The following is a 21,912-nucleotide window of genomic DNA, read 5'->3' as shown; positions in this document are numbered from 1 at the left end:
AACGGCTGCTCGGGAGCCGGACTAGGAGTTGCGTAATGCCGTCGCCGCCCGCTCTGCTGGGTCAGTGGTGGCCCCCGGTTTGTCGCCGTGGCCGGAGAAGATAAGACTGTGCATATGGCACGGGGAACCCTTCGGATCTTTCTGGGTGCGGCGCCCGGGGCGGGCACCACGTACTCCGCGCTGCGGGAAGCCCGCCGTCTCCTGGGTGAGGGCGGGGACGTTGCCATCGGCATCGCCGCCACGCATGGCAGGCAGGAAACGCAGCAGTTGCTTGATGGGCTCGATGCCGTCCCGCCGCGCCTCGTCAAGGACCCCGGGGGTGTGCAGGTACCCGAGCTCGACGTCGAGGCGCTGCTGGACCGGCAGCCGGATATGGCCGTCGTCGACGACTATGCGCACCTCAACGCCCCGGGAAGCAGGAATGAACGGCGCTGGCAGGACATCGAGGAGCTGCTCGCGGCAGGGATTGACGTGCTTTCGACGCTGAACGTCCAACAGTTGGCTTCCCTCACGGACGCGGTGGCGGCGATCACCGATGGACCCAGGCAGGCAAAGATCCCGGATGAGGTCGTGCGGAAGGCGGACCACATTGAGTTGGTGGACATCTCCCCGGTGCTCCTGCGTCAACGGGTCGCGGACGGCAGGATCGTCCCCGACGCCAGGGTGGATGCCGCCCTGGCCAACGAATACCGGCTGGGCAACCTCTTCGCCCTGCGGGAGATCGCCCTGATCTGGCTCGCAGACAGAGTGGATGAAGGCCTGGCAGAGTACCGGGAAAGCCAGGGGATCACCGCCACGTGGCCGGCGCGGGAACGGGTGGTGGTGGGGCTTACGGGCGGGCCCGGGGACGAAGTGCTGGTCAGGAGGGCGGCCCGGATCCTGTCCAGGGTCAACGGCGGTGAGCTGCTGGCGGTCCATGTGCGCGGGACCGGTTCACGGACGGAGGCTTCCGGGCAGGCACTGGACGTGCAGCGGCGGCTTGTCCTGGACCTCGGCGGCACCTGCCATACGGTCTCCGGGGATGACCCGGCCCAGTCCCTCCTGGAGTTTGCCCGGAGCGTCAACGCCACGCAAATCGTCATCGGCGCGTCACCGGGGCGCTTCTGGAGCCGCGTCCTGGGAATGGGCGCGGCGTCCAGGATTGTCCGGGAGTCGGGTGACATCGATGTGCACCTTGTTTCCCACCCGCCGGCCCGCCGTGGACTGCCCCGGACTGCGCCCGCCCCCCTCAGCCGTGCGCGGACCACGGCCGGTTACCTGCTGGCCGTGGTCTTGCCCGTCCTGGCAACCGCGGTGCTGTCGCTCAGTCCGGACCTGAACCTCGCCACCCAGGCCCTGGTCCACCTGACAGGGGTGCTGGCGGTGGCGTTCATCGGGGGGCTGTGGCCGGCCGTGCTCGCGGCAGTCCTGGGTTCACTGCTGCTCAACTACTTTGAAACGGACCCCGTCGGCACTTTCAGTATTAGCGATCCGCAGAACGTGTTCGCGCTGCTGGTCTTCCTCGGCGCGGCGGTGGCCGTGTCATTGGTGGTGGGCCTTTCGGAACGGCGGGCACGGGAAGCCGTCCGGGCACGCGCGGAAGCGGCCACCCTCGCGGACCTCGCGAGGGACGCCCTCCTTGCGGACGATACCGTTGCCGGGTTCCTGGACAAGGTCCGCGAAACCTTCCAGGTCCAGGCCGCGGGCCTCTACACCCGTTCCGGGGACAGGCAGGCGGCATGGGAACTCCAGGCTTTTTCCGGGAACGCGGCGCCGCCGTCCCCGGATGCGGCCACCGCAATGACGGACAGCGTGGAACTGGCAGACCCGCGGAGCGCCCTGGTCCTTTCCGGCCGGACCCTGACAGCGGGTGACCGGCTCCTGCTGACGGCACACGGAGCCCACCTCCTCCTGCTGCGGCAGCACCATGCCCTGCAGCGGACCCTGCGAAGCACCACGAAGCTGGCCGAAGGCAACAGCGTGCGCACCGCCATCCTGCGCGCCGTCAGCCACGACCTGCGGACCCCGCTGGCCGGAATCAAGCTGGCTGTCACTGCCCTCCTCCGGCAAGGCCGCAGGTTGCCGGAGGAGGTGCAGGCCGAGATGCTGGCCACCATCGAGTCCTACACTGAGCGCCTGGACGCCCTCATCTCCAATCTCCTGGACATGTCTCGCATCTCCAGCGGGTCGGCTGCACCGCATGCGGCGCCGGTCACGTGGCGTGACGCCATCGAGGATGCGCTGCGCGGCATCCCGACCGAGCACATCCGGATCGAGCTTGCCGCCAATATGCCCGCCGTCGACGCGGACCTGGGGATGCTGGAGCGGGTCATCGCCAACATCGTGGAAAACGCGCTGAAATACGCGCCCGGATCCGACATCGCCATTGTGGGCGTTTCGGGGGTTGCGAACGCAGCGGACGACGGCGGCACGCCCTTTGGTGAGTTGCGCATCGTCGATCACGGGCGGGGTGTGCCCGCTGCCGCCGTCGTGGAAATGTTCCAGCCGTTCCAGCGGCTCGATGACGCGCCGGAGGGGCTCGGCATCGGGCTCGGCCTCGCCGTCGCAAAGGGTTTCACCGAGGCGATGGGCGGCCAGCTCGCGCCCGAACCAACTCCCGGCGGAGGATTGACCATGGTGATCCGCCTGCCCCTGTCCACCGGGCACTCCGTTCCAAACCTTCGAAGGGAAGCAGGGACCAGCGCCCCATGAGGACCGTACTGATCGTCGATGACGAGCCGCAGCTCCTGCGCGCCCTCCAGGTCAACCTGCAGGCGGAGGGGTACCAGGTGCTCACGGCCCTGGACGGTACGTCGGCTCTCAAGCACGCGGAGGGCGGCCATCCCGATGTGATCGTCCTGGACCTTGGCCTGCCGGACATCAATGGCGTGGACGTGATCACCAGGATCCGCCGCACCAGCAGCACGCCGATCATCGTGCTCTCAGCCCGGCACGGATCCGTGGACAAGGTCCGGGCACTGGACGCCGGCGCGGACGATTACGTGACCAAGCCGTTTGGCCTGGATGAATTGCTGGCCAGGCTGCGCGTGGCGGGGCGGCGAAGTGTGACGCCGGAGGCAGCGGACAGCGGCCCCGCCATCGATGCCGGGGATTTCGAGGTGGACCTGGCCAACCGGAAGGTAATGCGCGACGGCGCCCCGGTCCGACTTACCCCGCGCGAATGGGCCATCCTCCAGTTGCTGGTCCGGAACCCGGGACGGCTGATCACCCAGCAGCAGATGCTTGCGAAGATCTGGGGCCCCGGCTACGACAATGAGACCCACTACCTGCGCGTCTACATGGGCCAGCTGCGCCGCAAGCTCGAGGCAGACCCGGCCCGGCCCCGCCACCTGCTCACGGAAGCCGGGATGGGCTACCGCTTCGAGCCGTGACGGGTCCACCGGGGGGCACCTGAAACGCGGGCCGCCGTCGTAAATCCTGCGCGTAAAGGATTCGTCAAGAAAGGGCGTTTTCGCGGGTGGGCTGTTTTGGCCGGTGCTAGCTTCGCAGTGGTCGCGCTGCAGAGGGCAGCGCGGAAAGGCAGACATGACTACGTTGAGCAGGCCCCCGGCCGACCCCTCCGCGCTGCACCCGCGCAGCCGGAAAGCGCTGAGGGACTGGCTGTTGTTCGGGCTGCAGGACAGCAAGGGTACCCATCAGGGCCCCGGCGGCGTGCCCACCAGCCATGAAAAGAAGCATGCGTGGTGGCAGGTCATGTGCCTTACCGGCGTGGACTACTTCTCCACCCTGGGCTACCAACCCGCCATTGCGGCGCTGGCCGCCGGCGTCATCTCCCCGCTTGCCACCCTGGTGCTGGTGGCAGTGACCCTGCTGGGCGCCCTGCCCGTGTACCGCCACGTGGCGGGCGAAAGCCCCCGGGGCGAAGGCTCCATCGCCATGCTGGAACGGCTGCTGCCCCGCTGGGGCGGCAAACTCCTGGTGCTGGTCCTCCTGGGATTCGCTGCCACCGACTTCATGATCACCATGACCCTCTCGGCCGCGGACGCCACCGCACACCTGATTCACAATCCCGTTGCCCCAGGGTGGCTGCAGGGCCAGAATGTCCCGGTCACCCTGATCCTGCTGGCATTGCTGGCGGCAGTGTTCCTGCGCGGCTTCAAGGAAGCCATCGGCGTCGCCGTCGTCCTGGTGGTCCTGTATCTGGGACTTAACGCCGTAGTGGTGGGTGCCACCCTGATGCAGGTACTGGCCCATCCCGTGGCCATGGGGGACTGGTGGACCAACCTGTGGGTCTCGCACGGCAACCCGCTGATGGCGGTGGCCATCGCGCTGCTGGTGTTCCCCAAGCTGGCCCTGGGCCTGTCCGGCTTCGAAACAGGCGTCGCCGTCATGCCGCAGGTGCGCGGGGCGGACAGCGATACGGAAGAGAACCCTGCCGGCCGCATCCGCGGCGCCCGGCGCATGCTCACCACCGCAGCGGTGATCATGAGCGTCTTCCTGCTGACCTCGAGCTTCATCACCGTGGTGCTCATCCCGGAGCAGGAGTTCCAGCCGGACGGCCAGGCGAACGGCCGCGCCCTGGCCTACCTGGCACACGAATACCTCGGCGTGGGCTTCGGCACCGTCTATGACATCAGCACCATCGGCATCCTCTGGTTCGCCGGTGCGTCGGCGATGGCCGGACTGCTGAACCTGGTTCCCCGGTACCTGCCGCGCTACGGGATGGCCCCGGCCTGGGCCCGGGCCGTGCGTCCCCTGGTGCTCGTCTTCACGCTGATCGGGTTCCTGATCACCTTCATTTTTGATGCCGACGTCGATGCGCAGGGCGGTGCCTACGCCACCGGCGTGCTGGTGCTGATGACCTCCGCGGCGGTGGCCGTCACGCTGTCCGCCCGGCGGCGCAACCAGCGGAACCTCACCGTGGGTTTCGGCGCCATTTCCGTGGTGTTCGCGTACACCACGGTGGCCAACATCTTCGAACGGCCGGAAGGCATCCGGATCGCAGCCATCTTCATCCTCGGCATCATCGTCATCTCACTGCTGTCCCGGGTCCGGCGTTCCTTCGAACTGCATGCCACCCGGGTGCACCTGGACGTGCAGGCCCTGGAGTTCATGTCCAACACCCTGGACGGGCCCATCAGCATCATCGCGCACGAGCCGCTGCGGATGACGGCGGAGGCCTACCGGGACAAACTCGACTCCGCCATGGAGGTAAGCCACCTGCCCCTGGAGGAGGATGCCCTGTTCCTGGAAGTGGTGGTGGACGACTCGTCGGACTTCGAAACCGAACTGTTCGTCCGCGGCGTGAACCGCCACGGCTACCGCATCCTGGAAGTCCACGGGCCGGTGATTCCCAACACCATCGCGTCGGTGCTGCTGCACATCCGCGACGTCACCGGGCTCATGCCGCACATCTACTTCCGCTGGACGGAGGGCAACCCCATCACCAACCTCCTGCGGTTCCTGTTCCTCGGCGAGGGCGAAATCGCCCCCGTGACCAGGGAGGTGCTGCGCGAGGCCGTCCCGGATGTTACCCAGCGGCCTTGGGTCCACGTCGGCTGAGCGCCGTTGCGGCGACGTGCGCCATGGTGGCCGCAACCCGGGCGGCGTCTTCGAGGCGTGACGGGACATTTGCGCGGAAGGCGGCCTCGGCGTCGTCCTCCCAGACGCCCACGGCCAGCACCACAACGTGCACCATATCGCCCCGGGATTCGTTGCAAGCCAGGATGTCGCCGGGAACTTTATGCCCCTGCGGTCCCGTTGACGGCCAGGGCTGGAAGATGACCCACCACTCCTCGCCATCCTGGTCGGGGAAGAGATAGCCCGTGGCGTGCTGGAGGGCGTGGCCGTTCAATCCACGGCCGCCGTAGCCTTCCACGGCCCCGGCTGCCGCGGCGAATTTGACCCTTCCGCGGTCCTCGGGGTTCTCGTCCCAGCGCATCTGCGTTCCCTGCCTTCACACGCTGCCTATGTCTCCATCAAACGGCCGCCCGGCCACACGCGGGGCGGCCGGGGTGTTTTATTGACGGATTTTTTACACGCGGTCCTGTTTCGGTGCCTGTGCAACCGGAATCCGGGCCTTCAGCCAGGTGAGGATGATGTCAAGGCTTTCCGGGTCAAGGCGGGTCCCCGGCGCGTTGTATCCGTTTCCCGGAGATGCTGCGACCTGGGCTGCATCCCGGAAGTCCTCCTTGAAGACGTGGTTTGCGTTTGGCGGGAAGGCGAAAGCCACGTTTTCCATTCCGGCGGCGGCCTCTTGGAGGGGACCGCCGTCAGCGTGTGCATCGATCTGGATGTCCTTTCCGCCTATCAGCACCAGCGTGGGGATGCGCACCTGCCGCAGGGAGTCGCACGATGACTCGACCCACAATTCGCGGGCAAAGGGGAGATTTGCCGGGGCCTCAAAACTGCCCAGCACCATTCTGACACTCTCTGGCAGGGCGGGATCCGGGTCCATTGGCTGTCCGGCCGCATAACGGGCGGCGGCTTCCTCGACCTTCGGCATGAGCTCGGCGCCGCCCGCGATCTGGGCCGCCTGCAGGGTCAGCTGGGACAGCAGCACCGTCTGTATAGGCCGCCCGGGAGGTGCGGCCAGCACGAGGCCCGCGAACGGGACGTCCTGGCTGGTGGTGGCGTAGTGGAGCACATGGATGGCACCCTCACTGTTGCCAACCCCGAAAATGTGCCGTGGGTCCACGAAATCCAGTGCGGCAAGCGCGTGAACAGCTGCCACTAGTTCGTCCAGATGGGACTGCATGCTCATTTTCCCGATGAGCTTTCCGACATTGTCCATCGCATGGGGTCCCGATGCCCGCTTGTCGTAGCGGATGGACGCGATGCCGGCACTGGCAAAGGCTTCGGCAAACAAACCTCCGCTGCCGTTGGTGCCCGGTAACAGGGGCGAGCATCAGTTACGGTCCGTAGGTCCGCTTCCTGCCACGATGGCCACTGCCGGAAACGGCCCGGGGCCGTCGGGCCGGACGACCGTTCCTTCCATGCGGATGCCGTCCAACTCCCAGGAAACGTCGAAAGAAGTAGCCATATGGCAAGTGTCACAGCAGGCACAGGCGCGGACAATGCCCCGGCCGGCACGCGGCAACCATAATGAGGTGCATGAGTGGCTCCATAACCATCCGCCCGATGTGCCCCGACGACTGGGACGCCGTCCACGCAATTTACGCGGCCGGCATCGCCACGGGTGAGGCGACCTTTGAGAGCGAGCCGCCCACCTGGGAAGCGTTCGACGGCGGCAGGTTGGCGGAGCACCGGCTCATCGCCGAGGATGCGGGACGGGTTTTGGGATGGGCCGCGGTTTCCCGGGTTTCCTCCCGGGAGGTGTACCGGGGCGTCGTGGAACACTCCATCTATGTCGCCCCGGAAACGCACGGCCGCGGGGTGGGCCGGCTGCTCCTGGACGCCCTGATCGGGTCCACGGAGGCGGCGGGCATCTGGACCATCCAGTCCAGCATTTTTCCGGAGAACACCGCCAGCCTGGCGCTGCACCGGAAGCTTGGCTTCCGGGTGGTGGGAACCCGGGAGCGGATTGCCCGGATCAGCCACGGGCCCAAGGCCGGGCACTGGCAGGACACGCTGCTCCTGGAACGCCGCAGCCACACGGCGGGGAGCGAGTAGAAGAACCTCCCGGCGCCGGCCGGGGCACGCATCCGGTGCCTAGACTGGACATATGCGGGTATTGAACCCCTGGAGCTCCGGGTGAGCCTTCAAGCCTTGTTCGTGGGCGCCCTGTTGTCCGCCGTCGTTGCGCTGCTCCTGCTCCTGCTGGTGCGGAGGGAACGGCGCGCCGGAGTTGTGGCCACCGCAGCAGGCGCAGCGCTCCTGATGCCGATGGCCTGGAATTCGGTCCTCAACCTGACCGGAGCTATCGGACTGTTCTCCCACGACCTCCCGTTCCCGCCGTTCCCGGTCAGCTGGCAGGACGCGGGAACCGGCGTTTTTACCCTCGCCGGAGCTGCCGTCGCCCTGATGGCCGGTCCCTGCAGGCGGGACGCAGCCGGCAGCGTTGCAGGCACGGCGGCCCTCACTGCGCTCGTTGCCCTGCTTGTGGACGTCTACCTGTACTGACGGGCGCACCTACGGAGCCGCAGCACACCGGGCTTCGCCGCCCCGCACCTACCGTGAGGGCAGCGTCAGGATCTCGGCGCCGTCGTCGGTTATTGCGATGGTGTGCTCCGTGTGCGCCGTCCGGCAGCCGGTGGCGCTCCTTAGGGTCCACCCGTCGTCGTCCGTCACCAACTCGGCTGTGTCCGCCATGATCCATGGCTCCAGCGCCAGCAGCAGCCCCGGCCGCAGCTTGTAGCCGCGACCGGGCCGGCCCATGTTGGGCACGTGCGGGTCCTGGTGCATCGTGGAGCCGATGCCGTGGCCGCCGAACTGGGTGTTGATGGGGTAGCCGGCGTCGGTGAGGACGCGGCCGATGGCATAGGAGATGTCGCCGATCTTGGCAGCCGGCCCGGCCGCGGCGATCCCGGCAGCCAGTGCCCGCTCGGTGGTTTCGATCATGGCCACGCTCTCCGGCGGCTGTGATTCGCCCACGACGAAGCTGATGGCGGCGTCCCCGGCCACCCCGTTCTTGACGACGGCGAGGTCCAGGGTCAGCAGGTCGCCGTCGGCCAGTTCGTAGTTGTGGGGCAGCCCGTGCAGCACGGCATCATTGACGCCCGTGCAGATGTAGTGGCCAAAGGGGCCGCGGCCGAACGACGGCGCGTAGTCCACATAGCAGGACTCGGCCCCGGCCGCGGTGATCATCTCCTTGGTCCACTGGTCGATGTCCAGGAGATTGGTGCCCACGGTGGCCCGGCTCTTCATGGCCTGCAGGATGTCCGCCACCAGGGCGCCTGTCTCCCGGGCGCGCGCCACTTCAGCTGGGTTCAGGATCTCGATCATGGGGCGCCCTTCATCTGCGGCCAGTACCTGTAGTGGCCATCCTATTTGTCCGTAGATGGGCGATTGCAAGAGACCGCTGAAGGCGGCGGGATTTGTGTGGGTTGCCAACGACATAGATGAGTGTCAATATTCATATGTGTCTATGTCTTTGAGCTGACCCCGGTCCAGGCCGCCGCCTGCTGCGCACCCCTGGCCCGTGAGCCGTTGTCTGAACAGGAAGCCGAGGGGATCGTCCCGCTGTTGAAGGCGCTGGCCGATCCGGTCCGGCTGCGGCTGATGTCCCTGGTCGCCTCGCATGAGGGCGGTGAAGCCTGCGTCTGCGACCTTAACGATGCCTTTGAGTTGTCCCAGCCCACCATCAGCCACCACTTGAAGATCCTGCATGAGGCGGGTTTGCTGGACCGGGAGAAGCGGGGGGTTTGGGTCTACTACCGCGCCCGCGCCGAGGCGCTGCAGAACCTGGCGGCCCTGATCGGCGGGCAGGCCGCGTGACCGTCCTGGCCCGCCGTGCCGCCGCAGAATTCATCGGCACCGCGTTCCTTGTCATGGCCGTCGTGGGCTCCGGCGTGATGGCGTCCAGGCTGTCACCGGACGACGCCGGGCTGCAGCTTTTACAGAACAGCCTCGCCACCGGCGCCGCGCTTGTGGCGCTGATTGTGGCACTGCAGCCCGTGTCGGCGTCGTTCAATCCCGTGGTGACCCTCGTGGAGCGTGCGCTGGGGATGATCGACAACAGGGCAGCGGCTGCCCTGATCGGCGGGCAGGTCCTGGGCGGCCTGGCCGGCGCCGTGGCGGCGAACCTGATGTTCGGGCTGGATGCGGTTGCTTTTTCCACTCACGTCCGCACCGGCCCTGCGCTCTGGCTGGGCGAAGTCATCGCCACCATTGGGCTGCTGGTTGTCATCTTCGGCACGGTCCGGTCCGGCCGGGCGGACAGGGTGGCGTTCGCCGTGGGTGGGTACATCACGGCCGCGTACTGGTTCACCAGTTCCACGAGCTTCGCCAACCCGGCGGTGACCATCGCCCGGACTGTCACGGACACCTTCGCCGGCATCGCACCGGCGTCGGCCCCTGCCTTCATCCTCGCCCAACTGCTGGGCGGCGCCGCCGGGTACGTCCTGGTCCGGTTCCTTTACCCACCCCTCGCAACTCCCGCCGTCGTCACGGCTGACCGAAAGGTGCTCTCATGAGCCACAAGCCCTCCGTCCTGTTCGTTTGCGTCCACAACGCCGGCCGCTCCCAGATGGCCGCCGCGTTCCTCACCTCGCTGTCGCAGGGCGCCATCGAGGTCCGCTCGGCGGGATCGCAGCCGGCGGAGAAGGTCAACCCGTCCGCCGTCCAGGCCATGGCCGAGGTTGGTATCGACATGTCCGCGGAGATCCCCAAGGTCCTCACCACCGAGGCCGTGCAGGATTCAGACGTGGTGATCACCATGGGCTGCGGCGACGAATGCCCCTATTTCCCGGGAAAACGCTACGAGGACTGGGTCCTGGAGGATCCGGCAGGCAAAGGCGTGGACTCGGTCCGGCCCATCCGCGACGAGATCAGGACCCGAGTCGAAGCCCTGATCGCCTCCCTTATTCCTGCGCAGATCTGAATCCGGAGAACATCATGACGTCCCGGGAGTCCCTGCCGGTTGCCGTGATCGGCGCGGGGCCCGTCGGCCTGGCTGCCGCCGCGCACCTGCTCGAACGCGGTTTGGAACCGCTCGTCCTCGAAGCCGGGCCAACCGTCGGAGCCGCCGTCCGGCAGTGGGGGCACGTTCGCGTGTTCTCCACCTGGAAGTACAACCTGGACGCCGCGTCGGTGCGGCTGTTGGCACGCAACGGCTGGGAAGCGCCCCGTCCCACCGCCCTGCCCTACGGCGCCCAGATCGTCTCCGGCTACCTGGAGCCCCTGGCCGCCACGCCGGAACTGAGGGACCGGATCAGGACGGGATCCCGGGTTGTGGCCGTCACCCGGCAGGGCATGGACAAGGGGCGGAGCCAGGGCCGGGACAGTGCCCCGTTCCTCCTGCGCATAGAGCACGACGGCGGCAAGGTCACCGAGGTGCTTGCCCGCGCCGTCATCGACACCTCGGGAACGTGGAGCAGCCCGGCGCCCCTGGGGTCCTCCGGGCTGGCGGATCCTGGTGAGGTCGAGGCGCGCGCTGCCGGACTGGTCACCGGCCCGCTGCCCGATGTTGCCGGCGGGGGTTTCGCCGGCCGCCGCACCCTGGTTATCGGCTCCGGTCACTCGGCTGCCAACATGGTCCTTGACCTGGCCCGCGTGGCCCGCGCCAACCCCGGAACCGAAGTCGTTTGGGCCATCCGCGCCGCAACCCCCGCCCGGGCCTATGGCGGCGGGGACGCCGACCAACTGCCCGCCCGCGGCCAGCTCGGGGCCAGGCTCCGCACCGCCGTCGAGACCGGTGCCGTCCAGCTCCTGACCGGTTTCCACACTGCCCGCGTTGAAACCCGCGGCGGCACCGTGACCGTGCACGCCGCGGACGGGCGCAGCGTTTCGGTGGACCGGGTCATCCCCGCGACAGGATTCCGCCCGGACCTGGACATGCTCTCCGAACTGCGGCTGGACCTCGACCCGGCCGTCGAGGCGCCGAAGGCATTGGGCCCGCTGATCGACCCGGACTTCCACAGCTGCGGTACCGTCCCGGCCCACGGCGCCTCGATCCTGGCCCAGCCGGAGAAGGACTTCTACCTGGCCGGGATGAAGTCCTACGGCCGGGCGCCCACCTTCCTCATGGCCACCGGCTACGAGCAGGTCCGGTCCATCGCCGCGGCTCTGGCCGGCGACACCGCAGCCGCGGACGCCGTCGAACTTCAACTCCCGGAAACCGGCGTCTGCTCTACCAGCGTCCCCGAGGATGCCGGTGATGCTGCTGGGGACTCCTGCTGCGGAAATCCCGCCCCGGTGCCGGTAACGATTGGGTTCGCCACGGGCCTCCAGCACGGCCGCAGCAACGAGTCAGCCGGCGTTTAGGCCGGACTCATGGCGCGGACGGGTCGCCCCAGTTGATGCCGATGGAACGGCCCCGGGCGAAATGGGCGTTCGCGATCTCATTTATTTCGCGGGCACTCTTCCCCGGGTAGGTCAGCCGGATCCACTCGTAGTCCCACTCCTGCATGTCCCGTTCGCGGCCAATCCGTTTTTGGGTCCGCATGTGGGCTGTCAGGTCGTCGCCGGCAAGGACCGGGCGTGGCGGGACCATGACGGGTTGCGGCTTGGGCGGGGGCACCCGGGCCGGACGGGGAGGGGCCTTCGCGGTGCGGACCAGCGCCGCTGTCACTGCCACCACGCCCAGGGCGATGAGGATAACCCACCAGAACTTAATGATGAGGGCTATGACGATCAGGACGAGGAAGGGGGCGCACCCGACGGTGCCGCCGCCCTTGCTGCCCGAGCGCCGCCGTTTTGCAGCCATGATGGTTCCTCTTGCGGAGTGACGGAACTTTAGGAATCACTCTCGCACCCGGTACGCGTCATGTCATGAGTACTTAGTACTCGATTTTGGCGCCGTATCGGGCCCTCACCATCCCGATGCGCCTCTCCATTCCCGACGCGCATCTTCAGCACCGCTACGCAAATTTGGGCCGCGCGGTGGAATTTGGGCGGCGGGAATGCATCTGCGAGTCACCAGGCCGCCAGCCCGTCGGGTCAGTCGGTGATGTCGGTGCTGGTGCTCAGCTCCTGCCACTGGTCCAGTTCCGCGCGCTGGGCGTCGGCCACCATGCCGAAGGCGCCGAACGCGTCAGTCCCCAGGACCAGCAGGCCCGGCGGGTTGGCGGATTCGACGACGGCGATGATCGCCCGGGCGGCCTTGTCCGGGTCCCCGGGCTGGTTGCCGTGGGCAGTGTCCACTTCCTTGCGGCGCTTGCCGGCGGTGTCCGCGTAGTCTCCGATCGCCGTCGCTGACTGCGTGAGCGAGCGGCCGGCGAAGTCTGTCCGGAAGCCGCCGGGTTCGATGGCGGTGACGTTGATGCCCAGCGGCTTCAGCTCGTTGCGGAGCGATCCGGACATGCCCTCCAGCGCCGCCTTGGTGGCCGCGTAGTAGCCGGAGCCGGGCGGCGTGATCCGCGCGCCGATGGAGGAGATATTCAGGATGGAGCCGGACTTGCTGGCGCGCATGCCCGGCACCACTGCCTTGATCATGTCCACCGCGCCGAAAAAGTTCGTGTCGAACAGGCGCCGGATGTCGCCGTCGTCCGCTTCCTCCACGGCGGCGCGGTAGCCGTAGCCGGCGTTGTTCACCAGCACGTCGATGCTGCCGAACCTGTCCTCCGCCGCCTTGACTGCCGCGCTGATCTGCGCCGTGTCGGTGACGTCCAGGGCCAGGGGGAGCGCGGTGTCCGGGAAGCCCGCCGTGATGTCCTGGACCGCATCAACATTCCGGGCGGTGACGACGGCGTTGTGCCCGGATGCGAGCACGGCCTCCGCGAGTGCCCGGCCAAGTCCGGTGGAGCAGCCTGTGATGAGCCACGTTGCCATGGGATTTCCTTTCGTAGGGGAGTAAGGCGGGGGCCGGCACTTAGGCCCGCTGCCGCCGTCGTGCTTTGGCTGTCAGTTCGTGGGCGCCGTAGCTGTTGTCGTCCGGGTTGACCGTGACGCCGGGAGCCACCAGCTGGTCGATGCGGTCCAGCACCTCGGGGGCCAGCTTGGTGTCCGCGGCGGGGAGGTAGGACTCAAGCTGCTCCATGGTGCGCGGACCCACGATGGCCGAGGTGACGCCGGGGTGGTTGACGACGAACGCGATGGCCAGCTCGATCAGCGTGACGCCAGCCCACTCCGCAACCTGGGCCAACTCCTCCACGATGTCCAGCTTGCGCTGGTTGGCAGGCTGGGTCATGTCGAACCGGGCACTGGGGCGGGCGCTTGAGGTGGGGCGGGACGCCGAGTCTTTCCGCCACCGGCCGGAGAGCCAGCCGCCGGCCAGCGGGCTGTAGGTGAGGGTGCCCATCCCGTGCCGCTGCAGAGTGGGCAGGACGTCCTCCTCGATGCCGCGGACCAGGATGGAGTAGGGCGGCTGTTCGGTGACGAACCGTTCCAGGTTGCGCTCGCGGGACGCCCACTGCGCCTCCACAATCTGGGAGCCGGAGTAGGACGAGGAACCGAGGTAGCGCACCTTGCCCTGCCGGACCAGGTCGGTGAGTGCGCCGAGGGTTTCCTCAACGTCCGTGTCAGGGCTGGGCCGGTGCACCTGGTAGAGGTCGATGTAGTCGGTGTTCAGCCGGCGCAGCGAATTCTCCACCTCGCGCATGATCCAGCGGCGGGAGCCGCCGCGCTGGTTGGGGTCCTTCTCGTCCATGGGCATGAAGAACTTGGTGGCCAGGAAGGCGTCGTCACGGCGGCCGGCCAGGGCCTCGCCGACGATCTCCTCGGAGGCGCCGCCGGAGTAGACATCAGCGGTGTCGATGAAGTTGATGCCGGCGCCCAGGGCGCGGTGGATGATGCGGGTGGCGTCGGCGCGGTCATTGTTGCCCCACGGGCCGAACATCATGGCGCCGAGGCAGAGGGGGCTGACGTGTACCCCGGTGCGGCCAAGCGGGCGGTATTCCATGCTGGTTCCTGCTCTTTCCGGGCGTGCTTAGGCTTCGGGGATGACCAGGGCGAACCGCTCCGGGCGGGCCACATCCGGGTCCGGGCCGCTGCGGACACCTGAGTCCAGGGCGTCAATGGCGGCGAGCTGGTCCGCGGAAAGCTCGAAGTCGAACACGTCGAAGTTCTCCGCGATGCGCGCCGGGTTGGTGGATTTGGGGATGGCGGAGCGGCCCTGCTGCAGGTGCCAGCGCAGCATCACCTGGGCGGGGGTCTTGCCGTGGGCCTGCGCGACGCCGGCAATCGCCGGATCGCGCATGACGTTCCGGCGGTTCTCACCCCAGCCGGGGTAGAAGGTGATGCCGCCGATGGGGGACCACGCCTGGGTGAGGATGCCGCTGGCTGCGTCCGCCGCCTGCACCTCCGGCTGCTGGAAGTACGGGTGCAGCTCGATCTGGTTGACGGCCGGGACCACGTCCGTTGCCTCGAGCAGTTGCTGCAGGTGGTGCGGCATGAAGTTGCTGACGCCGATGGCCCGCACCCGCCCGTCCTTATGCAGGGTCTCCAGGGCCTTGTACGCTGCGATGGTCTTGTCGAACCGGTCCGGGGCAGGCTGGTGCAGGATGAGCAGGTCCAGCTGCGCCACTCCCAGTTTGCCCACCGCCTTGTCCCACGCGTGCAGCGCCTCGTCATAGCCGTAGTCGCTGACCCAGACCTTCGTCTCGATGAAGACGTCGCCCCGGTCCAGCCCGGAGCGGCGGATGCCTTCGCCCACCTCGCGCTCGTTGCCGTACGCGGCGGCGGTGTCGATGTGCCGGTAGCCCACCTCCAGCGCTGTCTGGACGGCCGCCGTCGTCTCTTCCGGGGGACTTTGGAAAACGCCCAGGCCGAGTGCGGGCATGGTGACGCCGTTGTTGAGTTTCAGTTCCATAACCATGCCCTCACGCTATGTGGGTATGCGGATTTGTGGGAGGGCTTGTCAGTCCCCCCTTTGGGAGGCCTTGGTCAGGTCAAAGTCCGGGCGACGGCGGCAGTAATCTGGTGAATCACATCAGTCCGCTGCGGGACGTCCGAGAGGTCGCTGCCTTTGGTATAGATCACCAGGACCACGCTGCGGGTGGCCGTGGCCAAAATGGCGGCGTCATGCAGTTCGCCATTGAGCAGCCCGTACTTGTGGAAGACGGATACTCCAGCCGGAAGGGCGGCAGGAATCAGGTCCTCATCATTGGTGTCCTGCATGTAGGAAAGCAGCTGCTGGGTGTGCTCCTGATTGAGCAGCTTCCCCTCATACAGGTCGGCCAGGATCCGGGCCATGCCCGCGGTGGTGAGGGTGTTCGCCTCCGGGTCGTAGGACACACCCATCGCCGCCGCGTCATCGCGCAGCGTATCGTGCCCCACCGCGTCCGCGAGGAGGGCCCAGGAATCGTTGTCGCTGTCCTGGATCATCTCCTGGAGCTGGAATCCGGCCGGGTACTCGCCCATGGGATCGTCTAGGGAGACTTCGCCGGCCTCCACCATCTTGTAGTAGGCCACTGCAGTCAGGACCTTTGCGGTGCTCGCTGCCTCGAAGGGCGCCTCTACGCCGTACTGCTGGACTGACCCGGAACCCAGGTCCAGGAGCGCAACCCCCACCTGGTACTGGCTGTTGGCGGCGAGCACCCCGTCGATGGAGGCGTCGAGGGAGTTGCCGCCAGCAGGGGGAGTGGAAACTGAAGCAGGCGCGGAAGGAGAAACGGGTGTTGCCGTGCCGCCTTTGACCGCTGAGCTTCGCTGAGGCGCCAGCTGGAGCAATATGAGCACCGTTGTGGCGAGGATGGCCACCAGGACCAGCGCCCTTGCCCGGCGGAAGAGGCGGCTGGGGTAACGGGGCTTGATCACAAGCAGGAAGCTACCAAGGCGTCCTATGCATCCGCTGTGAAATCAGCTTGACGGCCAGCATGCCCGAGATGGCGGCGAAAGGCAGTTCAACCAGGGCAGCTTCAAGGACGGCAGTGACCAGCGGCGTCCCCTGGGCTGCTGTCGCCACGTCGAAGAGGGCATCAATGCACAAGCTCGTGGAGAAGGCCGATGCAGTGAGCGCCGCGTAGACACTGTTCCTGAAGAGGAAGACCGCTGTCAGCAGCGCAGCGAGGGCTTCGAAGCCGTCCAGGGCGAGCCAGGCCATATTCCAGTTGTAGGCAACCGTCACCGAAGGCATCGTGCCGCTCAAGTAGAAAATCCATGCCGCGTAGAACAGCACTGCCGCAGCAGCGCAGGCGATCGCCGTCCGCCGCCATCCCAGTCCCCGGAGCCGGACCAGGATCCGCCTGCGGACACGCAGGATGACCGCGATGGCCAAAAGGACCAACGCTATCTTGAGTCCGACAAAATGGGGCCCGGCCGTCCAGGCAGGATCCCGGACAGCAGGCCAAGCGGCCACTCCGGCCATCGAAGCAATCACAGGCTGGCCACCTTCCTGTCAGATTGCCAGCTCTTCAGCCGTCTGTTCGGCTGACTGGGCAAGTGCGGCTGCCTGCCCGCGAATCACGGGCTTGGGCTTTGCTTACCGCACGGTTAGCATGGTACTTACCGGCCGGTTAGTTAGCAACAACAGCGCGTCACCGAGGGCCGGCCGAGAAGGAAGCGGCAGATGGATTCCACCAGTGATGGCCCTGCACCGGGCGAGGGCGGCACACGGGAGAATATCCAGGCCGTCGCCCTGCGCCTCTTTGCCGAGCAAGGGTACGAATCGACGTCGATGCGCCAGATCGCCGAGGAGCTTGGCTTCACGAAGGCGGCCCTGTACTACCACTTCAACAGCAAGGAAGACATTGTCCGCGCTTTGATGGAGGCTATGAGGTCCCAGGTCACGGAACTGCTTGACTGGGCGCGCACCCAGGAACCCGGGCCGGAACTCCGGAGAAACGTGATCGACCGGTGGACCGAAATAGTCCAGGCCCAGGGCCTGCGGATGTTCCGCTTCCTGGGGTCGAACTACCGGCTGGTCAGGGACATCAAGTCAGCGCCCGGCCAGCGAGGAGGAATGGCTGCCGCCGTGTCCGAGCTGTTCTCCATCGTCACCCCACCCGAGGCCAGCGTGGAGGACCGGCTGCGCGTCCGCTTCGCGCTGCTCACCATCAACATGCTGGGCATGGCCGCCAAGGACCTCGACGCCGACGAGGACGAGATCCTTGAGGCGGCCGCACGGATTTCGGCAGGCCTGCTGCCACCCGGATTCTAACTTTTCCACGACTCCCCGCACCCTCCCCGTCCTGCATGTCCGATTCCGTAATTCCTGATGGGAACTCCAAATGCCTGTGCCAATCCTGTCCACCCGCGACCTGACGAAAACGTACGGTCGCGGCCCCGACCGCTTCGACGCCCTCCGCGGCGTCTCCCTGGATATCGACCGCGGCGACTCCGTGGCAATCGTGGGTAAAAGCGGGTCCGGCAAGTCCACCTTGATGCACCTGCTGGCGCTCCTGGATACCCCCGGCGCCGGTTCCGTCCATGTGGAAGGAACCGATGCCCGGAGCCTGAACGGCCGCAGGCTGAACGCCCTGCGCAACCAGATGTTCGGTTTCGTTTTCCAGCAGTTCTTCCTCAACCACGCCACCACCGTGCTGGACAACGTCGTGCTCCCGCTAAAGATCGCCGGCGTGGGTGCACGGGAACGCCGGACCCGCGGCATGGCCGTCCTGGAGCAGCTGGAACTCGCGGACAAAGCACGCAACAAAGCCGGGAACCTCTCCGGCGGGCAGAAGCAGCGCGTCGTCATCGCGCGCGCCCTCGCCAACAACCCGCGCGTTCTTTTCGCGGATGAACCAACCGGGAACCTGGATTCCGCCACGGGCCGCATCGTGGAGGACATCCTCTTCGACCTCAACCAAAACCACGGGATCACCCTGATTACGGTCACCCACGACCACGACCTGGCCGCCCGGTTCAACCGCCGCCTCTACATCCGCGACGGGCAGCTCATCACCACGGACGAGGAGCACGCGGCATGAATCCGCTTGAAACCCTGAAAACCGCCATCGCCAACAGCTTCCGCAGTAAGCTGCGTACCACCCTGACCGTGCTGGCCATCTTCGTCGGAGCCTTCACCCTCACCATCACCAACGGGCTGGGCACGGGTATCTCCAACTACATCGACAGCCAGGTGGCCGCCGTCGGGGCAAGCAATGCCTTCACAGTGACCAGGACGGATACCAGTTCCGGTCTGGGGTCCGGGCCGCAGAAATACGATCCCAACACCAGGGTGCTCGCAGCCGGCGGTCGGCCCGGCTCCACCCAGGTGGCCCTCACCCAGGCTGACCTGGACAAGGTTGCGGCTGTCCCCGGAATCACGGGAGTGTCCCCGGTAACGCGGCTGAACACGGCCTACATCCAGGGGAACAATCAGGACAAGTACCAGTTGTCCGTGAGCGTGCTCGCGGGTGCCCAGCCGCAGCTGGACGCGGGCCAGAACCTCGACGACGGCTCCCAGGCGCCGCAGATCATCCTCCCCTCCAGCTACGTGGCTCCACTGGGGTTCAGTGACAGCGCGCAGGCAGTAGGCCAGGACGCCACCATCGGCATCCTGGATGCGACGGGCACCATGCGGACCGTCACCGCTAAAATCAACGGCATTGAACAGAATGCGCTGCTCAGCTCGGGCGGGGCGTTCATCAACAAGGCACTCTCAAGCGGCCTTGCCCAGGCGCAGGCAACGGGGACACCGAGCACAACAGCCCAGGTGTACACCAGCGCCACCGCCGCCTTCGCTCCTTCATCGGCAGCCCAGATTGCCGAGATGAAGAACCAGCTCTCCGCAGCGGGCTATACCGCGCAAACATTGGATGACCGGATCGGCACCGTCAGAACGGTCATCAACGGCATCATCGGGGTCCTCGACGCGTTCGCGGTGATCGCCCTGGTGGCCGCAGGGTTCGGCATCGTGAACACACTGCTGATGTCCGTGCAGGAACGCACGCGTGAAATCGGGCTGATGAAAGCCATGGGCATGGGCAGCGGATCCGTATTCGCCCTCTTCAGCACCGAAGCCGCGTTCATCGGCCTGCTTGGGAGCCTGATCGGGTCCGCCGCGGCGATAGCTCTGGGTACGGTTGTCAGCCATGCCCTGGCCCGCGGCCCCCTGAGCGACCTCGCCGGCCTGCAGATCCTCAGTTTCGCCCCAGGACCGGTCGCAGTGGTCATAGTCCTGGTGATGGCCATTGCCTTCATCGCCGGAACACTTCCGGCGTGGCGGGCCGCGCGCCAGAACCCGATCGACTCCCTGCGCTACGAATAGGTGGATCCCTGGCAGTATCCGGTCTTCCGGGTACTGCCAGCGCGGCGCATATTCATTTTCGACGCGCACATTTCCTGCCGCTGCCCATATTTCAGCCGCGATGTGGAACGCGCGCGTCGCAGGCGGTTTTGCGTGTCGAAAACGGCACCCCGGATACGGCGCCAAGCCGGCTGGGTCAGGACTCCGCGTTGATGAATCCGATGATGATCGCCGTCCACCAACAGAGCTGTGAGACCACCAGGCAGGACACCAGATGTATGCGCTGGCCGGGGGACAAGTCTCGCCCTGGAATTCGACGCGCAGGTTCCGTCCCCCGGCGCAGATTCCTGGGCGCTCCCCACATAGAGGACTCGTAGGGGAATACCAGGGTCACAGGCGGTTTTGCCTGTCGAGAACGGCAGAACGCGTACGACGGCGGCCCACACCTGCAGCGGCCAGCTTCCGTTCCAGCGTCCCCGGCACCGCGAGGTCGGCCCAGTCCCACCGCACCACGTTGATGCCCACGGCGCGGATCCGGTTTTCGCGGTTCTTCTCCGCCACCACCACCTGCGAAGAGGAACGGCCGTCCAGAAACTTGGCTTTGACGTACTTCTCCTCACCGTCGAATTCGCCCACCACTGCGGACTCCTTCCAATAGAAGTCCGTGTAGCCCACCAGGCCGCCCGCATCGGAGAACCGCTGCTGGAGGATCGGCGGCTCGAACCCGGCCACATGGATCAGTGCCCGGCTCCAGGACTCACCGGCTGAACCCGAAGATGGATCTGCAAAGGCAATTGCGGCTCGGATTCTTCGCGCCGCCGCAGCCGAGTAGATGCCATCGATTCCGGCCTCAAGCTCAGCTTTGGTGAGGGCGGGCAGCCTCCGGTCTTGGTCCGGCCGCAGCACATGGTCCAGTGGCACTACCGCCTCTGCGAATAGGCTGAACGCCGCCAGGTCCAGGACCGTCCGTACGCGCCCGGTGACCAGGAGCCCTTCCAGTTGGACCACCTCCAAGTTCGCCCGGGCAGCGAAGTGGCGGCTGACCCCCGCACGCGACCGGCCGCCGTCGTTCTTGAATGTCAGCGCCCGCACCGGGTGATTCAGCCCGATGAAGGGGATTCCCCACACACTGGCCGAGGAATGCCGGGCGAAAACCGTGGGCTTCTCAAAGGTCTCCGAAGCGGCCTGAACGCGGATTCGGTACTGGTCCCAAGGCTGGAGTGCCCTCCAGGCGGGGCCTTCGATGTACACGCCGTGCCGGACGCGAACCAGCGTCCCTGCCCTCACGCGCTTGGCAAGATCGTTGGCACTCAACCCATGCAGCTCGCGGTTGCGGGACAACAAAAACGGCGGAAGGTCTGTCATACACTCCACGGTGCCCTCGGGGGACTTCCGCCAAAAGGGGAGTCCGCTGCTATGTGGAAAAGCTTCTGCGACGCGCATAACCGCACTCGATTCGCGTGTTTCACATCGCGCCCCAAATGCGGCCCGCGCAGAGGAACGTCCGCGTCGAAAACGAACCTCCGCGTCGGGAGCCAACGCAACTTACGTGGCCGAGTCCTCCATTAGCCAGGCCATCGCCTGGTCCATGGACGTGAAGAACCGGGTGGGGTGCACCGGCTTGTGCCGCCCCGTGTAAAAGTGGGCAATGGTCTGGTCCACGGGGGAGGTGCCCACAACGGCTGCACGCGTCACCGGCCAGGTCCCGGCGAAGGCCTTCAGGGCGCCTTGGTCAATCCACTCCACCCCCGTCATCTCGACCAGCATTGGGAGAACGCGGCCCGCGCTCAGGATCCTGGCCCGCTGCATCAGCGCCACCGCGTCTCGCTCCGTGACCACATCGCCGTGTGCCCACTTGAGGTGCAGCACGTTTCCGGAGAGCTCCATGGTTCCGGTGACATCTTGATCCCCTTGGTCTTCCATGCCTTCTACTGTGCTGCTATTTCCCGTAATTCACCAATAGCGGCAGCCGGGGGATGGCAGGCCGCGCCGGTTGCCAGGACTGGATGAACCGGACGGGGATGGGACGGCGCTGCACCCTCCCATCCGTTCCTGCGCCAGGAACCCTCACCAATATCGGGGAGAATCGCTCCGGTTAGGCGCTCCTCGGGACGAGAGCCGCCTGCGATGCGCACATTCCCCACCGACCCGCACCGTCCGTTTCGCGCCGCGTATTAGGGCTGCGGAACGGACCATCAGCAGCGTGAACGCATCTGCGCGTCGAGAGCACGACGGCGGCACGCGCCAAAGCGGCGTGCCCGCCGATGAAGGCAGGCAGGCCGCTG

At 66.8% G+C, this 21,912-nt stretch carries 24 protein-coding genes; 12 read left to right on the top strand and 12 right to left on the bottom strand.

From position 1 onward, the window contains the following. Positions 1–114: 114 nt before the first annotated feature. From J7I84_RS02175 to J7I84_RS02165, 3 genes are all read left to right on the top strand, one after another. Positions 115–2,691: a DUF4118 domain-containing protein gene (locus J7I84_RS02175; RefSeq protein ID WP_214940047.1), complete on the top strand. Its 2,577-nt coding sequence runs from the start codon at positions 115–117 to the stop codon at positions 2,689–2,691. Further along, entirely contained in the window at positions 2,688–3,371 is a 684-nt protein-coding gene (locus tag J7I84_RS02170; RefSeq protein WP_214940043.1) for a response regulator, read from the top strand. Before J7I84_RS02175 ends, J7I84_RS02170 begins: the two co-directional genes overlap by 4 nt. A gap of 154 nt (positions 3,372–3,525) precedes the next feature. Continuing rightward, positions 3,526–5,502, top strand: a complete 1,977-nt coding sequence (locus tag J7I84_RS02165) for an amino acid transporter (protein ID WP_214940041.1) — start codon at positions 3,526–3,528, stop codon at positions 5,500–5,502. Here the strand turns inward: J7I84_RS02165 and J7I84_RS02160 are convergent. The 3 genes from J7I84_RS02160 to J7I84_RS21720 all read right to left on the bottom strand — a co-directional run bounded on the left by J7I84_RS02160 (position 5,471) and on the right by J7I84_RS21720 (position 6,982). After that, positions 5,471–5,881: a hypothetical protein gene (locus J7I84_RS02160; RefSeq protein ID WP_214940038.1), complete on the bottom strand. Its 411-nt coding sequence runs from the start codon at positions 5,879–5,881 to the stop codon at positions 5,471–5,473. The genes J7I84_RS02165 and J7I84_RS02160 overlap by 32 nt on opposite strands. 93 nt (positions 5,882–5,974) lie before the next feature. After that, entirely contained in the window at positions 5,975–6,838 is an 864-nt protein-coding gene (locus J7I84_RS02155) for an alpha/beta fold hydrolase (RefSeq protein WP_285291170.1), read from the bottom strand. A gap of 9 nt (positions 6,839–6,847) precedes the next feature. Continuing rightward, a complete protein-coding gene (locus J7I84_RS21720) occupies positions 6,848–6,982 on the bottom strand; it encodes a hypothetical protein (RefSeq protein ID WP_285291167.1) in 135 nt (44 codons plus the stop codon). A 71-nt stretch (positions 6,983–7,053) separates the two neighbouring features. Here J7I84_RS21720 and J7I84_RS02150 point away from each other — a divergent pair, with 71 nt between their 5' ends. Together J7I84_RS02150 and J7I84_RS02145 are read left to right on the top strand one after the other, a co-directional pair. Beyond that, the gene (locus J7I84_RS02150; protein WP_214940032.1) at positions 7,054–7,572 is read left to right on the top strand and encodes a GNAT family N-acetyltransferase; all 519 of its coding nucleotides are present in this window, start codon (positions 7,054–7,056) and stop codon (positions 7,570–7,572) included. A gap of 81 nt (positions 7,573–7,653) precedes the next feature. Next, positions 7,654–8,022 carry a hypothetical protein gene (locus J7I84_RS02145; protein WP_214940029.1) on the top strand — a complete coding sequence of 123 codons (369 nt, stop codon included), beginning with the start codon at positions 7,654–7,656 and terminating at the stop codon, positions 8,020–8,022. A gap of 48 nt (positions 8,023–8,070) precedes the next feature. Here the strand turns inward: J7I84_RS02145 and map are convergent, their stop codons facing one another. Further along, positions 8,071–8,844 (bottom strand): type I methionyl aminopeptidase, encoded by a 774-nt coding sequence (gene map, locus J7I84_RS02140; RefSeq protein WP_214940026.1) that lies wholly within the window; start codon positions 8,842–8,844, stop codon positions 8,071–8,073. A 120-nt stretch (positions 8,845–8,964) separates the two neighbouring features. Here map and J7I84_RS02135 point away from each other — a divergent pair, with 120 nt between their 5' ends. The 4 genes from J7I84_RS02135 to J7I84_RS02120 are packed head-to-tail and all read left to right on the top strand — an operon-like array spanning position 8,965 to position 11,823. Beyond that, positions 8,965–9,336, top strand: coding sequence for a metalloregulator ArsR/SmtB family transcription factor (locus J7I84_RS02135; RefSeq protein WP_311381045.1), 372 nt, complete (start codon positions 8,965–8,967; stop codon positions 9,334–9,336). Beyond that, entirely contained in the window at positions 9,333–10,034 is a 702-nt protein-coding gene (locus J7I84_RS02130) for an aquaporin (protein ID WP_214940023.1), read from the top strand. The genes J7I84_RS02135 and J7I84_RS02130 overlap by 4 nt, the downstream gene beginning before the upstream one ends. Further along, complete coding sequence (locus J7I84_RS02125; protein WP_214940020.1) at positions 10,031–10,441, top strand: arsenate reductase ArsC; 411 nt, start codon at positions 10,031–10,033, stop codon at positions 10,439–10,441. The genes J7I84_RS02130 and J7I84_RS02125 overlap by 4 nt, the downstream gene beginning before the upstream one ends. Positions 10,442–10,455: 14 nt before the next feature. Further along, on the top strand, positions 10,456–11,823 hold the full coding sequence (locus J7I84_RS02120; protein ID WP_214940017.1) for an FAD-dependent oxidoreductase: 1,368 nt from the start codon (positions 10,456–10,458) through the stop codon (positions 11,821–11,823). Positions 11,824–11,830: 7 nt separating this feature from the next. On the opposite strand, the gene J7I84_RS02115 is transcribed toward J7I84_RS02120, so the two are convergent. The 6 genes from J7I84_RS02115 to J7I84_RS02090 form a co-directional block, all read right to left on the bottom strand. Beyond that, positions 11,831–12,265 carry a hypothetical protein gene (locus J7I84_RS02115; RefSeq protein WP_214940014.1) on the bottom strand — a complete coding sequence of 145 codons (435 nt, stop codon included), beginning with the start codon at positions 12,263–12,265 and terminating at the stop codon, positions 11,831–11,833. 233 nt (positions 12,266–12,498) lie between these two features. Beyond that, entirely contained in the window at positions 12,499–13,329 is an 831-nt protein-coding gene (locus J7I84_RS02110; RefSeq protein ID WP_214940011.1) for an oxidoreductase, read from the bottom strand. A gap of 40 nt (positions 13,330–13,369) precedes the next feature. Then, on the bottom strand, positions 13,370–14,398 hold the full coding sequence (locus tag J7I84_RS02105; RefSeq protein WP_214940009.1) for an aldo/keto reductase: 1,029 nt from the start codon (positions 14,396–14,398) through the stop codon (positions 13,370–13,372). Positions 14,399–14,425: 27 nt separating this feature from the next. Then, the gene (locus J7I84_RS02100) at positions 14,426–15,307 is read right to left on the bottom strand and encodes an aldo/keto reductase (protein WP_214940376.1); all 882 of its coding nucleotides are present in this window, start codon (positions 15,305–15,307) and stop codon (positions 14,426–14,428) included. Between the two features lie 74 nt (positions 15,308–15,381). Continuing rightward, the gene (locus J7I84_RS02095) at positions 15,382–16,254 is read right to left on the bottom strand and encodes a serine hydrolase (protein WP_311381044.1); all 873 of its coding nucleotides are present in this window, start codon (positions 16,252–16,254) and stop codon (positions 15,382–15,384) included. A gap of 10 nt (positions 16,255–16,264) precedes the next feature. Further along, entirely contained in the window at positions 16,265–16,816 is a 552-nt protein-coding gene (locus tag J7I84_RS02090; RefSeq protein ID WP_214940006.1) for a hypothetical protein, read from the bottom strand. 189 nt (positions 16,817–17,005) lie between these two features. Here J7I84_RS02090 and J7I84_RS02085 point away from each other — a divergent pair, with 189 nt between their 5' ends. From J7I84_RS02085 to J7I84_RS02075, 3 genes are all read left to right on the top strand, one after another. Further along, positions 17,006–17,596: a TetR/AcrR family transcriptional regulator gene (locus J7I84_RS02085; RefSeq protein ID WP_214940004.1), complete on the top strand. Its 591-nt coding sequence runs from the start codon at positions 17,006–17,008 to the stop codon at positions 17,594–17,596. Positions 17,597–17,666: 70 nt separating this feature from the next. Further along, positions 17,667–18,365 carry an ABC transporter ATP-binding protein gene (locus J7I84_RS02080; RefSeq protein WP_214940002.1) on the top strand — a complete coding sequence of 233 codons (699 nt, stop codon included), beginning with the start codon at positions 17,667–17,669 and terminating at the stop codon, positions 18,363–18,365. Further along, the gene (locus J7I84_RS02075) at positions 18,362–19,648 is read left to right on the top strand and encodes an ABC transporter permease (protein WP_214940000.1); all 1,287 of its coding nucleotides are present in this window, start codon (positions 18,362–18,364) and stop codon (positions 19,646–19,648) included. Before J7I84_RS02080 ends, J7I84_RS02075 begins: the two co-directional genes overlap by 4 nt. 369 nt (positions 19,649–20,017) lie before the next feature. Here J7I84_RS02075 and J7I84_RS02070 read toward each other — a convergent pair whose 3' ends face one another. Further along, positions 20,018–20,992 (bottom strand): type IV toxin-antitoxin system AbiEi family antitoxin domain-containing protein, encoded by a 975-nt coding sequence (locus tag J7I84_RS02070; RefSeq protein ID WP_214939998.1) that lies wholly within the window; start codon positions 20,990–20,992, stop codon positions 20,018–20,020. Positions 20,993–21,172: 180 nt separating this feature from the next. After that, on the bottom strand, positions 21,173–21,550 hold the full coding sequence (locus J7I84_RS02065; protein ID WP_214939996.1) for an STAS/SEC14 domain-containing protein: 378 nt from the start codon (positions 21,548–21,550) through the stop codon (positions 21,173–21,175). Between the last annotated feature and the right edge of the window lie 362 nt (positions 21,551–21,912).

Origin of the sequence: Arthrobacter sp. ISL-85 (assembly GCF_018613675.1) — a bacterium.
Taxonomy (GTDB): domain Bacteria; phylum Actinomycetota; class Actinomycetes; order Actinomycetales; family Micrococcaceae; genus Arthrobacter.
Note: the sequence above shows the minus strand (reverse complement) of the source record. Positions and strands in the feature narration are given on the sequence as shown.